The 12,811-nt window shown below is 69.6% G+C and carries 11 protein-coding genes; 6 read left to right on the top strand and 5 right to left on the bottom strand.

Going from position 1 to position 12,811, the window contains the following annotated elements; translation table 11 throughout:
- Positions 1-5: 5 nt before the first annotated feature.
- Positions 6-1,118 (bottom strand): pyridoxal phosphate-dependent aminotransferase, encoded by a 1,113-nt coding sequence (locus T8T21_RS07640; protein WP_322337416.1) that lies wholly within the window; start codon positions 1,116-1,118, stop codon positions 6-8.
- A gap of 109 nt (positions 1,119-1,227) precedes the next feature.
- On the opposite strand from T8T21_RS07640, the gene T8T21_RS07635 reads away from it, so the two are divergent.
- Positions 1,228-1,383 (top strand): hypothetical protein, encoded by a 156-nt coding sequence (locus tag T8T21_RS07635; RefSeq protein WP_322337415.1) that lies wholly within the window; start codon positions 1,228-1,230, stop codon positions 1,381-1,383.
- 37 nt (positions 1,384-1,420) lie between these two features.
- Here T8T21_RS07635 and T8T21_RS07630 read toward each other — a convergent pair whose 3' ends face one another.
- A complete protein-coding gene (locus T8T21_RS07630) occupies positions 1,421-4,516 on the bottom strand; it encodes a valine--tRNA ligase (RefSeq protein ID WP_322337414.1) in 3,096 nt (1,031 codons plus the stop codon).
- A 63-nt stretch (positions 4,517-4,579) separates the two neighbouring features.
- Positions 4,580-5,008 carry an Lrp/AsnC family transcriptional regulator gene (locus tag T8T21_RS07625; RefSeq protein ID WP_246391209.1) on the bottom strand — a complete coding sequence of 143 codons (429 nt, stop codon included), beginning with the start codon at positions 5,006-5,008 and terminating at the stop codon, positions 4,580-4,582.
- A gap of 106 nt (positions 5,009-5,114) precedes the next feature.
- Here T8T21_RS07625 and T8T21_RS07620 point away from each other — a divergent pair, with 106 nt between their 5' ends.
- Together T8T21_RS07620 and T8T21_RS07615 are read left to right on the top strand one after the other, a co-directional pair.
- Positions 5,115-6,272 (top strand): alanine racemase, encoded by a 1,158-nt coding sequence (locus tag T8T21_RS07620; RefSeq protein WP_322337413.1) that lies wholly within the window; start codon positions 5,115-5,117, stop codon positions 6,270-6,272.
- A 66-nt stretch (positions 6,273-6,338) separates the two neighbouring features.
- Positions 6,339-7,436, top strand: a complete 1,098-nt coding sequence (locus T8T21_RS07615) for a DUF2235 domain-containing protein (RefSeq protein ID WP_322337412.1) — start codon at positions 6,339-6,341, stop codon at positions 7,434-7,436.
- Here T8T21_RS07615 and T8T21_RS07610 read toward each other — a convergent pair whose 3' ends face one another.
- Positions 7,437-8,378, bottom strand: coding sequence for an alpha/beta hydrolase (locus T8T21_RS07610; RefSeq protein ID WP_322337411.1), 942 nt, complete (start codon positions 8,376-8,378; stop codon positions 7,437-7,439).
- Positions 8,371-8,664 carry an SCP2 sterol-binding domain-containing protein gene (locus tag T8T21_RS07605; RefSeq protein ID WP_322337410.1) on the bottom strand — a complete coding sequence of 98 codons (294 nt, stop codon included), beginning with the start codon at positions 8,662-8,664 and terminating at the stop codon, positions 8,371-8,373. Before T8T21_RS07605 ends, T8T21_RS07610 begins: the two co-directional genes overlap by 8 nt.
- 145 nt (positions 8,665-8,809) lie before the next feature.
- Between T8T21_RS07605 and T8T21_RS07600 the strand changes: the two genes are divergently transcribed.
- From T8T21_RS07600 to T8T21_RS07590, 3 genes are read left to right on the top strand one after another with little or no spacing between them, the layout of a single operon-like run.
- A complete protein-coding gene (locus T8T21_RS07600) occupies positions 8,810-9,328 on the top strand; it encodes a tetratricopeptide repeat protein (RefSeq protein ID WP_322337409.1) in 519 nt (172 codons plus the stop codon).
- Between the two features lie 36 nt (positions 9,329-9,364).
- A complete protein-coding gene (locus tag T8T21_RS07595) occupies positions 9,365-12,457 on the top strand; it encodes a helicase-related protein (RefSeq protein ID WP_322337408.1) in 3,093 nt (1,030 codons plus the stop codon).
- On the top strand, positions 12,454-12,792 hold the full coding sequence (locus tag T8T21_RS07590; RefSeq protein ID WP_322337407.1) for an RNA-binding S4 domain-containing protein: 339 nt from the start codon (positions 12,454-12,456) through the stop codon (positions 12,790-12,792). The genes T8T21_RS07595 and T8T21_RS07590 overlap by 4 nt, the downstream gene beginning before the upstream one ends.
- Positions 12,793-12,811 lie beyond the last annotated feature (19 nt).

Raw genomic sequence — 12,811 nt, 5'->3', positions numbered from 1 at the left:
GAGACCTAGCTCGCGGCGCGTGCCGCTTCCAGCGCGGCCGGTAACGCCTGCGCGAGGGCGTCGAGATCGGCCTCGCTGCCAGCGCTGATGCGGATGCAGCGGTCGAGCGGTGCGACGCCGGGCATCCGTACGAAGACGTCGCGGGCCGCCAGTTCCTGCATCACCCGGCGCGCCAACGCGCCGTCGCCGCCGCAATCGATCGCCACGAAATTGGTCGAGGAGGGCAGCGGCACCAGACCGGCATCATGCGCGATGGCGGCGATCCGGGCCCGCGCGGCGGCGACCTGGGTCACCACATGCGTCAGGTGATCGCCGTCGCCCAAGGCCGCGACCGCCGCAACCTGCGACAGGCGGCCCAAGCCGAAATGGTTGCGCACCCGGTCGAAGGCCGCAATCAGCGGCGCGGGGCCGATCGCGTACCCCACCCGCGCGCCCGCAAGGCCATAGGCCTTGGAAAAGGTGCGCAGCCGGATCACCCGGGAATCGGCGGGGTCGATCTCGGGCAGCTCCTCCGCTGGCGCGAACTCGGCATAAGCTTCGTCGAGTACCAGCAACGCGTCGGCGGGCAGGGTCTCGATCATCTGGCGGATCGCCTCCGCGCCGTGCATTCCGCCCATCGGGTTGTCCGGGTTGGCGATGTAGACCAGCTTCGCGCCGGTCCAGTCGGCCCGATCGATCAGGCCGCGCGCGTCGACCCGGTCATCGGCATAGGGCACCCGTTCGATCCGGCCGCCGAAGCCTTCGACGTGGAAGTCGAAGGTTGGGTAGCCGCCCTCGGAGGTCACGACCCAGTCGCCAGGGCCGACGGTCAACCGCACAAGCAGCCCGAGCAGGCCATCGATGCCCTCGCCGACGCGGACATGTTTCGGGTCGACGCCATGATGCACGGCGATCGCCTGCCGCAGCTCATGCGCCTCGGGGTCGCCATACATCCAGACGTCCGGCGCCGCTTCGCGGATCGCTTCGAGCACGCGCGGGCTGAGGCCGAAGACGTTCTCGTTGGCGCCGAGACGGGCGCGGAAGGCACGGCCGCGGCGGCGTTCCTGCGTTTCCGGCCCGACGAAGGGAACGACGTCGGGAAGGGCTGCGGCGAGCGGGGTGAGGCGTGGGTCGGTCATGTCGGGAAGCATGCCGCGCGGCGATAACCATCACAAGCATCAAACACTTGCATGGTGGGCTCGGCTCGCCTAGCGTGCAGTGACAACTTTAAGGCGATTTTTATTTTTTATGAGACGAATGCTTAAAGCCTTTCGCGCCGGGCTCGATGCCCCGGGGAGCGACGAACGCTCAGCCTTCGACTATGTCTGGCTGATCCTTTTGGGGACGGGCAGCTTCGTCGTCGTCGCCCTGCTGTTCCGCATCCTGTTCATGGACTCGTTCTGACGGGCGGCGGCCCGGCAACCGGACCGCCGCTTCTTACTCACGCGATTTCGGCCAACCGCTCCAGCGCGGCGGCGAGCTGCGCCGCCTCGGCCTCACGGGCGGCGAGGTTGTCGCGGGTTTCCTCGACCACGTCCTCCGGGGCGCTGGCGGCGAATTTCGGGTTGTTCAGCCGGCCCTTCAGCCCGCCGATCTCCTTGGCCAGCTTGCCCGCCACCTTCTCGAGCCGTGCCTTCTCGGCCGCGACGTCGATGATGTCGGCCAGTGGCAGTGCCAGCGTCGCGCCGCTCAGGGGAACGCTGATCGCGCCCTTGGGGGCCTCGGTCGCCTCGGTCAGGCTGTCGATTCGCGCAAGCCGCGAGATCATCGCGGCGTTGCGGTCCCATGCCTTGCGAACGGCCTCGTCGGCGTTCACCAGCACCACCGGCACCTGCAGCCCGGCCGGCACGTTCATCTGCGCCCGGGCCGAGCGCACGCCCTCGACCATGGCGATGGCGATGCCCATTTCGGCCTCGGCCTCGGGGTCCGCGAGCTCGGCGGTGCCGTATTCGGGCCATTCGGCATGGACCAGCATGGTGTCGCGCTTGGCGGTGTTGCCCCATAGCTCTTCGGTGATGAAGGGCATGATCGGGTGCAGCAGGATCATGCACTGGTCCAGCACCCAGGCCATCACCGCCTGCGTCTCGGCCTTGGCCGCGTTGTCATCACCCTGCAGCAGCGGCTTGGAGAACTCAACATACCAGTCGCAGACCTTGCCCCAGACGAAGGCATAGAGCCCGTTCGCGGCGTCGTTGAAGCGATAGGCCGCGAGCGCCGCGTCGGTTTCTTCGCGGATCTTCGCGGTTTCGGCGACAATCCAGCGGTTGACGGTTGCGGTCGCCTTGGGCGGCACCGCCGGCGCAGCGTGGCGCTCGGGCGCCAGCGCGCCGTTCATCTCCGCGAAGCGGCAGGCGTTCCACAGCTTGGTGGTGAAGTTGCGGTAGCCTTGGATGCGCTGCGTCGAGAGCTTCAGGTCGCGCCCCATCGCCGCCATCGCGGTGAGGGTGAAGCGCACCGCGTCAGCGCCGAACTCGTCGATCAGGTCGAGCGGGTCCATGACGTTGCCCAGCGACTTCGACATCTTCTTGCCCTTCTCGTCGCGGACGAGGGCGTGGACATAGACGGTGTCGAAGGGCTTCTGACCGACCACGGCGTATTGCATCATCATCATCCGGGCGACCCAGAAGAAGATGATGTCGAAGCCGGTCACCAGCGTGCTGGTCGGGAAGTACTTCTCCAACTCCGGCGTTTGCTCGGGCCAGCCCAGCGTGCCGATCGGCCAGAGACCCGACGAGAACCAGGTGTCGAGCACGTCGGGGTCGCGCCAGACCGGGATCGCGGTCGGGGCCTGAGGCGAGCGGATCGCGCCCTCGTCGGTGGTGTTGCCCACCGCCGCCTCGAACAGCGCCATCGCCTCTTGGCGATCCTCGACGAAGCGGATCTCGTCATGGCCGTAGTAGGCGGCCATCTTGGCGAGCGCCTCCTCGCGGGTGGCGGCGCAGAACGGCGTCCACTCGGCCTCGAGATCGACATGGCCGTCGGTCAGGGTCGGCCCGTACCAGACCGGGATCTGGTGGCCCCACCAGAGCTGGCGCGAGATGCACCAGGGCTCGATGTTCTCGAGCCAGTGGAAATAGACCTTGGCGTCGCGCTCGGGCAGGATCCTGGTCTCGCCCGACCGCACCGCGTCGAGCGCGGGGCCGACGATCTTGGATGTATCGACGAACCACTGGTCGGTCAGCATCGGCTCGATCACCACCTTGGAGCGGTCGCCGAAGGGCTGCATGATCGGCTTGTGCTCGACAAGCGGCACCAGTCGCGTCTCGGGCGGGGTACCGCCTTCCTCGGCGGCCTCGCGCTTGGCGGCCTTGGGGCCGAGGCGCGGGTCCCATTCGGGCACCATCACGGCGAGGCCCTGTTCGGTGATGTCGGCGATCACGCGCTCGCGCGCCTCGAAGCGGTCGAGGCCGCGATACTCGTCCGGGACCAGGTTGAGGGCGTCGGCCTCCATCACGGAAATCTCGGCGCCGCGGGCCACTTCCTGCGCCCGGGCGGCGGCCTCGGCATAGGGGGCGCCGTCAGCGCGCATCGCGCCCTTGGTGTCCATCAGGCGGTACATCGGGATGCCGCCGCGCTTGGCGACCTCGTAGTCGTTGAAGTCGTGCGCGCCGGTGATCTTCACCGCGCCCGAGCCGAAATCCATCTCCGGATATTCGTCGGTGATGATCGGGATCAGGCGACGGTGTTCCTTGGGCCCGACCGGGATCTCGCAGAGCTTGCCGACGATCGGGGCGTAGCGCGCGTCATCGGGGTGAACGGCCACCGCGCCGTCGCCGAGCATCGTCTCGGGGCGCGTGGTGGCGATGGCGATGTAGTCGCGCTCTTCCTCGAAGACGACGTTGCCGTCCTCGTCGCGCTCCACATAGGTGTAGGTTTCGCCGCCGGCGAGCGGGTACTTGAAGTGCCACATGTTGCCGGGTTGCTCGATGTTCTCGACCTCGAGATCCGAGATCGCTGTCTCGAAATGCGGGTCCCAGTTCACCAACCGCTTGCCACGATAGATCAGGCCCTTGTCGTACATGTCGACGAAGACCTTGATCACGGCGTCGTGGAAATTGCCCTGCTCGCCCTCGGGCGCGCCGGGCGCGCCGGACATGGTGAAGGCGTTGCGCTCCCAGTCGCAGGATGCGCCGAGCCGCTTGAGCTGGTCGATGATGGTACCGCCGGACTGCGCCTTCCACTCCCAGACCTTCTCGAGGAACTTCTCGCGGCCCATCTCGCGGCGGCTCTCATTGCCTGCCTTGGCCATCTCGCGCTCCACGACCATCTGCGTAGCGATGCCCGCATGGTCCTGCCCGGGCTGCCAGAGCGTGTCGAAGCCGCGCATCCGGTGCCAGCGCGCGAGGATGTCCTGCAGCGTGTTGTTGAAGGCATGTCCCATGTGCAGCGAGCCGGTGACGTTGGGCGGCGGGATCATCATCGAGAAGGTCTCGCTGCGGCGCGCGCCGGCGCCGGCGCGGAACGCGCCCGCCTTTTCCCACGCCGCGTAGAGCCGGGCCTCGGCCTCGGCCGCGTCGAATGTCTTTTCCATCGCCATGTCCCGGGCTCCTCGTGCAGATCGGCCTTGTCTGTAGCGCGCGGGGGAGGGGAGGAAAAGGGATCAGCCCCGGTCGATCCGGGTGGAAAGATGGATCAGCGCCTCGGTTGCCTTCACCCCGTCCAGGGCGCCGATCCGGTCGAGCGCCGCGTCGAGCGCCTCCGTCGTCGCCGCGCGCAGCCGGCAGGCGAGGTCGAAGCGCCCGGAAGTGGTATGCACGGTCTCGACCTCGGGCAGACGCTTGAGCCCGGCCAGCACGGCGGCCTGCCGCACCGGCACCATCTGCACAAGCACCGTGGCGCAGATCCCGCCGCGCGCCCGTTCCGCCAGCCGGACGGTGTAGCCGGCGATCAGGCCCGCGCGTTCCAGCCGGTCGAGCCGGGCCTGCACCGTGGAGCGCGCGAGGCCAAGCTGCTGCGCCAGCTGCGCCACCGGCGCACGGGCGTTTTCGGTCAGCAGGGCGAGCAGGCGGGCATCGGTGGCATCGGTCATATCGGCGATCCTGTCGGCGATTCGCCGATCCGTCGAGGCATTTCGCGCGGAATGCCGCTTCGATCCGGCGACGCATGGCCGCAACATCGCAGCAGGAGGGCCCCGAATGCTGCAAACCCCGATAGTGGCCGATGCCGCCGACACGCCTGCGACCTGGCTTGCCCGTCATGCCGGCGAGGCACCGGTATTGTTCCATTGCCCGGCGGCGCTCGACGCGCGGCATGCGCAGTTCCGGGCGGGCTTCGCGGGCGAGGTCACCTACGCGGTGAAGGCCAATCCCGACCCCTGCGTGATCGCGCGACTCGTAGCGGGTGGGATGCGCGGCTTCGACGTCGCCTCGCCGGCCGAGATGGCGCTGGTGCGCGGCGTCTGCCCCGAGGCGCGGCTGCATTACCACAACCCGGTGCGCTCGCGCGCGGAGATCCGCGTCGGGATCGAGGCCGGGGTGGTGTCATGGTCGGTCGACGAGATGGGCGAACTCGACAAGCTGGCCGCCGAGGGGGTGGGGCGCGGCGCCGAGATCGCGGTGCGGCTCAAGCTTCCGGTGCCGGGCGCCGCCTATGATTTCGGGGCCAAGTTCGGCGCCTCGCCCGAACTGGCTCTGGCGCTGCTGCGGCGCGCGGCGGAGCAGGGCTATCTGGTGTCGATGACCTTCCATGTCGGCACGCAATGCGCCGACCCGCGCGCCTGGACACGCTATATCACCGCCTGCGCCGAACTGGCGCGCGAGGCGGGCGTGACGCTCGCCCGGCTCAATGTCGGTGGCGGGTTCCCCTCGGGCCGCGATGGCATCGATCCACCGCTGGAGCCGATCTTCGCGGCCATCGCCGATGCCCGCGCCGCCTTCGACACGCCGCCGCCGCTGGTCTGCGAGCCGGGGCGCGGACTGGTCGCGGACGCGATGGCCTATGCGGTCCCGATCAAGGCCCGGCGCGGCGACGCGCTCTACCTCGCCGACGGAATCTATGGCGGCTTGTCGGAATGCCCCTCGATCGGCGTGTCCCGCGTCGAATTGCTGCCGGGCAACGGCAGGGCGCTGGCGCAACCGCGCCCTTTCGCGCTGTGGGGGCCCACCTGCGACAGCCTCGATCGGCTGCCCGGAGAGACCGCACTGCCGGGCTGCGCCAGCGAGGGCGACTGGCTGCTCTTCCGCTCGATGGGTGCCTATCTTGTCGGGGTAACGACCTGTTTCAACGGATATGGCACATATGAACGGGCCGAGTTGGCTCGGCTCTGGACAGACCCGTCCCGGCCTCTAGGGTAAAGGTTAACTGCGGAAGGAGCGGGATGCGGCGGGCGGTCACAGCGCAGGCAGGAAACAGGGGCCCCGATGAGCGTCCGTGACTGGCTGCTGGGTCTCGTCGGGCGGCGACCGCGTCAGGCGGAAGGCCAGCCCCGGGCCCGTGGTCCGGCCACCCATGTCATCATCCTCGACGGCACGATGTCGACCCTGAAGCGCGGCTTCGAGACCAATGCCGGGCTGACCTACAAGCTGCTGCGCGAAAGCGGTCGGCACGCCAACCTGACCGTACATTACGAAGCCGGGATCCAGTGGACCTCGTGGCGCGAGACGCTCGACGTGCTCATGGGGCGCGGCATCAACCGGCTCATTCAGCGCGCCTATGGGGTGCTCGCCTCGCGGTTTCGGCCCGGCGACACGATCATCCTCGTCGGCTATTCGCGCGGCGCCTACGCGGTGCGCTCGCTGGCGGGGGTGATCAGCCGGGTCGGCCTGCTGCGCGCCGACGAGGCGACCGAGCGCAACGTGCGCGACGCCTATCGCCACTACCGTCATCGCGGGGCCGGGCCGAGCCCGGCGGCGCAGGCCTTCTCAAGACTGCATTGCCACGACCATGTGGAGATCGAGGCGGTCGCCGTCTGGGACACGGTGGCCTCGCTCGGCTTGCGGCTGCCGGTCGCCCGGCGCTGGTCGGCGCCGAACCACATGTTCCACGACCATCGGCTCGGCGCGCATGTGCGGCACGGCTATCATGCGCTGGCACTGGACGAGACCCGCAACGCTTATGCACCGGTGCTATGGGTGACGCCCGAGGGGTTTCAGGGACGGGTGGAGCAGGTCTGGTTTCGGGGTACCCATGGCGATATCGGCGGCCAGCTCGGCGGCGCGTTGGAGAGCCGCCCGCTGGCCAATATTCCTCTGGTCTGGATGCTGGAGCGGCTGGAAGGGCGCGGGCTCGCGCTGCCCGATGGCTGGCGCGCCAAGTTCGACTGCGACCCCGAGGCCCCTTCGGTCAGCACATGGCGCGGCTGGAACAAGCTGTTCCTGTCACGCAGCCGGCGCATCGTCGGCCGCGACCCGTCGGAGCGGCTGCACGAGACCGTGGCGGGGGGGCATCCGGCTCGGGCGCGGCTGCCAGCCCCGGGCGAGACGCCGCCCCGGATCGGTCATCTCGGCGCGGCGGAGTGATCAGCCCGCGAAATGCGCGGCGATCCGGTCGACGCGTGCGCCGCGCGTGGCCGCATCCTCGATCAGCAACTCGTGCCGGCCGCCCTTGATCACCTCGAAATCGGCATCCGGCCAACGCGCCATCCGGTCATGGATCCGGGCCGAATCCACGACCCATTCCTCGTCCCCCAGAAGCGTCAGGCAGGGCGTGTCGGGCGAGGGCAGGCGGGCCAGCGCCCGGGTCTCGCGCAGCGCCTCGTTGAGCCAGTGCAGCGACGGCGCGGCGAGGCCCAGCTCGGGATGCGCGGTGACCTGCGCGCGAACCCAGTCGAAGCTCTCCTGATCGCGGGTCAGCATGTTGGCCTCGGCCGCTTCGGCCGCGTCCTCGAGCGTTGCCGAGCGGCCGGGCGAGGGCAGGTGGCTCAGCCCGACCAAGCGCGAGGCGCTGCTCAGCCCCCAGGCCGCGAACCGCAGCGTCGGGCGCATCAGGACCCCCCACATCGGTGCTGTGAAGCAGACCCGCGCGAACGGCACGCCGCGCATCAACGCCCGCAGCCCGATGCAGCCGCCCATCGAATGCGCCAGCATGAAGTAGGGCCCCGGAAGGTCCGACGCTAGGACGTGCTCGCGCAGCGCGTCGAGATCGGTCTGGTATTCGGCGAAGCTGTCGACATGGCCGCGGGCAGCATCGCGATGCCCGCGCGCCGACAGCCCCTGGCCGCGCCAGTCGAGCGTCGCGCAGCCGAAGCCGCGCGCCGCCAGCTCGGTCGCGACGCGGCCGTACTTCTCGGCGTATTCGGTGCGACCGGTGAGGATCAGCACCGTGCCGCGTGGCGCCGGGCCGGGCCAATGCACGGCCCTGAGCCTGACGCCGTCACGCGCGCTGATCCAATGCGCGCATGCCGGGCCGTCCGCCACCTCCGCGAAGAACGGCGCGGCCGGTGCCCCGGTGCCGTCAGCCAAGAACCGCCGCCAGCTTCATGGCGAGCCCCATGTCGCCATCGACCGACAGCTTGCCCTGCATAAAGGCGGCGGTCGGATCGAGATCGCCCTCGAGGATCGCCTGGAACGTGTCGGCGTCGGCGCTGAGCGTGACCTCGGCCGGCTCGTCGCCGGCGCGCGCGCCGGTCTCGTCGATCATCACCGCGCCCTCATCCGCGATCACGAACTTGGCCGGGCCGCCCTCGAGGCCTTGCCCGTTCATCTTGGTGTTGAGCGCGGTCACCGCGTGGCTCACCAGTTCACTCATCATGTCGTCCTTCGCGTTCGCGGAAGCCGGGATGGCCACCGATCTGGTCCTTGTGATGGGGCGCCTCTGGTCTCGGCCATGCCGCGCACCTACACTGGGGACTATGGGCGCAAGATTTCCTTCCATCAAACCTGTCCTCGCGGCATTGCTGCTCGGGCTCGCGGCCACCCCGGCCATCGCGCAGGACGACGAGCGGGTAACGCGCCTGTTCGAGGAGCTGCAGGCGGCGGGGCCGGCGCAGACCGACGGTCTTTCGGCGGAGATCCGCGAGGCCTGGTCGCGCAGTGGCTCGCCGGCGATCGACCTGCTGCTGACTCGCGGTCGCGAGGCGCTGGGCATGGGCGATGTCGAGGCCGCGGTCGAGCATCTGACCGCCGCGATCGATCATGCGCCCGGCCTTGCTGAGGCGCATGTGCTGCGTGCCAACGCCTATTACCTCGACGGGCTGACCGGCCCGGCGATCGACGATTTGCGCGCGGCGCTGGCGATCGAGCCGCGCCATTTCGGCGCGCTCGAAGGCTTCGCCGCGCTGCTCGAGGAGATGGGCCGCCCCGAAGCCGCGCGCGAGGTCTGGGGCCGGGTGCTCGCGCTCAAGCCGCAGGATGCGCAGGCCGGCGAGGCCGCGCATCGCCTCGACATCATGCTCGGCGGCCGCACGCTCTGATCTTTCCGCCGCCTCGGCGCGACCACAGGACCTTCCATGACCCCCTCCCGCATCGCGGCCGTGCTCGGCCCTACAAACACCGGCAAGACGCATTACGCGATCGAGCGAATGCTGGCCTACCGGACGGGCGTGATCGGCCTGCCGCTCAGGCTGCTCGCGCGCGAGGTCTATGACCGCATCGTCAAGGCGCGCGGCCCCTCGGTGGTGGCGCTGGTCACCGGCGAGGAACGGATCGTGCCGCCGCGTGCCGCCTACTGGGTCTGCACCGTCGAGGCGATGCCCGAACTGGATGCCGATTTCCTCGCGGTGGACGAGATCCAGCTCTGTGCCGATCCGGAGCGCGGCCATGTCTTCACCGACCGGCTGCTGCGCGCACGCGGCCGGCACGAGACGCTGTTCCTCGGATCCGAGACCATGGCGCCGGCGATCCGGGCGCTGGTGCCCGAGGCCGACATGATGCGGCGCGACCGGCTTTCGACGCTGAGCTATTCGGGCTCCAAGAAGCTCAGCCGCATGCCCGAGCGGTCGGCCATCGTCGGCTTCTCGGTCGACAGCGTCTACGCCATCGCCGAACTGATCCGCCGCCAGAAGGGCGGGGCGGCGGTGGTGATGGGGGCGCTGTCGCCGCGCACCCGCAACGCGCAGGTCGAGATGTACCAGAACGGCGATGTCGACTACCTCGTCGCCACCGATGCGATCGGCATGGGGCTCAACCTCGATATCGGCCATGTCGCCTTCTCGTCGCTGATCAAGTTCGACGGCCACAAGATGCGCCACCTCGCCCCCGACGAGCTGGCGCAGATCGCCGGACGTGCCGGGCGGCACCGCACTAATGGCAGCTTCGGCGTCACCGGCGAGGCGCCGCCATTGGATGACGATGTGGTCGAGGCCATCGAAAACCACCAATTCCGGCCCGTCACGCGGCTGTTCTGGCGCAACTCGGACCTGCAGTTCGGCTCGCTCAAGCGGTTGATCCAGACGCTGGAGAGCCGCACCAACAACCCTTGGCTCGGTCGGGTGCGCGAGAGCGACGACCTCGCCGCGCTGAAATCCCTCGCCGCCGACCCGCTGATCCAAGCCCGGACCCGCGACGGCACGGCGGTGCGGCTGCTATGGGAGGTTTGCCGCCTGCCGGATTTCCGCGGCATCGGCCGGGGCGAGCATGCCGAGATGGTCGGGCAGATTTTCGCCCATCTGCAGGACCGGGGCCGCATCCCCGATGACTGGTTCGCCAAGCGCATCGAGCGGATCGACCGGCCCGAGGGAGACATCGATGCATTGTCCAAGCGGTTGGCCTATATCCGCACCTGGACCTACGTGGCCCAGCGCAGCGGCTGGGTTGGGGACGAAAGCCATTGGCGCGGGGTGACGCGCGCTGTAGAAGATCGCCTGTCGGATGCGCTGCATGGCGCGCTGACTCAAAGATTCGTGGACCGGCGGACCAGTGTTCTGGCCCGGCGGCTCAAGCAGAAGGAGGTCATGGTGGCCGAAGTGAAAGACAGCGGCGACGTGACGGTCGAGGGTGAATTCGTCGGGCGGCTGGAAGGGTTCCGGTTCCGCGCCGACAAGTCGGGCAGCCCCGACGAGGCGAGGACGCTGCGCCAGGCGGCGGACAAGGCGCTCGCGCCCCAGTTCCATCTGCGCGCCGACCGGTTCTACAACGCGCCCGATACCGAAATCGACGTAACCGAGCAGGGCGGCCTGATGTGGGGCTCCTCGGCGGTGGGCAAGCTGGTCTCCGGCGCCGACCCGTTCAAGCCGCAGGTCGTGGCCTATGTCGATGACGAAGCCGGTCCCGAGATCGCCGAGAAGGTGAAGCGGCGGCTGCAGCATTTCATCGACCGCAAGATCGCCGCCACCCAGGAGCCGCTGCTGGCGCTGGGCAATGACGAGACACTGACCGGCCAGGCCAAGGGCTTCGCCTATCGCATGGTCGAAAATTTCGGCATCATCCCGCGCGGCGAGATCGCCGACGAGGTGCGCGGTCTGGACCAGGAAGCGCGCGGCGCTTTGCGCAAGCACGGCATCCGCTTTGGCCAGTTCACGGTCTTCATGCCGGCGCTGCTGAAGCCCGCGCCGACCCGCATCCGTCTCGTGCTCTGGGCGCTGTCCAAGGGTCTGCAGGAATTCCCCGAGACGCCGCCGCCGGGCCTCGTGACCGTGCCCGCGACGCGCGGTGCCGCGCCGGGCTACTATGCCATGGCAGGCTACCGGGCCGCCGGCGAGCGGGCGATCCGCATCGACATGCTCGAGCGGCTGGCCGACATGCTGCGCGATCGCGACAGCAAGCGCGGCTTCGAGGCGGTGCCCGACATGCTGTCGATCACCGGCCTGACGCTCGAGCAGTTTGCCGAGCTGATGACCGGTCTGGGCTACAAGGCGGAGAAGGGCGAGCGGCCCAAGGCCAAGCCTGTGAAGGCCAACGGTCCGCAGGAAGTACCCGGCGAGACCCCCGACACCACGCCGCCGGCCCCCGAAGGGCCGGACGTCCCGGGCAACACGCCGCAGGAGGCCCCCGATCAGCCCGACGCGCCGGGCATCACCCCGCCCGACGCGCCCGAGCAGCCGGACCTGCCGAACGAGACCCCGGATGCACCGGAGCGTCCCGACAACGCGCCCGCCAGCCCCACCGACGTGCCGGGCACCGAGCCGGACCTGCCGCCATCGGAGCTTCCGGGCGAGTCGCCTGATCGCGGCCCCGCGCCGCAGCCCGACGAGATGCCCGACAGCGATCCGCCGGTCGGCATTCCGGCCGGCAATCCGACCGAGATCCCGCCGGGCACCATCGCCGTGGGCGAGACCGCGCCGCAGGCCGCGCATGAGGATGCCGGCGCCGAGATTGAGACCTTCTATACCTTCACCTGGGCCGGGCGCGGTCAGCGCCGGGGCGGTGAGGGTGCGAAGGGCCGGCGTCAGGGCGGCAAGCCCGATAATGCCCGCGGCGACGCGCCGCGCGGTGCCAAGGGCAAGCCGGGTGGCAAGGGCGAGGGCCGGGGCGACAAGCGCCGTGGTCCCAAGCCCGAGCGGGACGATCGGCCGCGCAACTTCTCCTCGCAGCCGCCGCGCGAGAAGAAGATCGACCCCGACAATCCCTTCGCCGCCGCGCTCGCGGGCTTCAAGCGCGATTGAGCCGGGGCGGGACGAACCCTGCCGAGGCGCCGCGCGAGACGCTGCGCCTCGACAAGTGGCTCTGGCAGGCCCGGTTCTTCAAGACCCGCGGCCTCGCCGCTGCGCTGGTCACCAAGGGCCGGGTCCGGGTCAACGGCCAGCCCGCCGCGCGCGCCTCGCGCGGGGTGGGGGCCGGGGACGTGCTGACCTTTCCGCAGGGTAATGCGATTCGCGTGGTCCGGATCGTGGCGTTGGGGGATCGGCGGGGCCCGGCGCCCGAGGCGCGCGGCCTCTATGACGATCTCGATCCGCCGGCGCAGGCCGGGTCCGGCGAGGGGTCGCCGACGCTTGAATGACCTCGCGCTCTGCTCTAGC

This window comes from Limimaricola variabilis (assembly GCF_034371605.1).
In the GTDB taxonomy this organism is placed as follows: Bacteria; Pseudomonadota; Alphaproteobacteria; order Rhodobacterales; family Rhodobacteraceae; genus Limimaricola; species Limimaricola variabilis.
The sequence above is the reverse complement of the archived record's forward strand: the minus strand, read 5'-3'. Positions and strand labels throughout refer to the sequence as shown.

Excerpts from the sequence above, each read along its gene's own strand:
- T8T21_RS07635 (WP_322337415.1), top strand. The coding sequence starts at position 1,228 with ATGAGACGAATGCTTAAAGCCTTTCGCGCCGGGCTCGATGCCCCGGGG.
- T8T21_RS07615 (WP_322337412.1), top strand. The coding sequence starts at position 6,339 with ATGAGCGTCCGTGACTGGCTGCTGGGTCTCGTCGGGCGGCGACCGCGT.
- T8T21_RS07630 (WP_322337414.1), bottom strand. The coding sequence starts at position 4,516 with ATGGCGATGGAAAAGACATTCGACGCGGCCGAGGCCGAGGCCCGGCTC.
- T8T21_RS07640 (WP_322337416.1), bottom strand. The coding sequence starts at position 1,118 with ATGACCGACCCACGCCTCACCCCGCTCGCCGCAGCCCTTCCCGACGTC.
- T8T21_RS07605 (WP_322337410.1), bottom strand. The coding sequence starts at position 8,664 with ATGAGTGAACTGGTGAGCCACGCGGTGACCGCGCTCAACACCAAGATG.
- T8T21_RS07625 (WP_246391209.1), bottom strand. The coding sequence starts at position 5,008 with ATGACCGATGCCACCGATGCCCGCCTGCTCGCCCTGCTGACCGAAAAC.
- T8T21_RS07620 (WP_322337413.1), top strand. The coding sequence starts at position 5,115 with ATGCTGCAAACCCCGATAGTGGCCGATGCCGCCGACACGCCTGCGACC.
- T8T21_RS07595 (WP_322337408.1), top strand. The coding sequence starts at position 9,365 with ATGACCCCCTCCCGCATCGCGGCCGTGCTCGGCCCTACAAACACCGGC.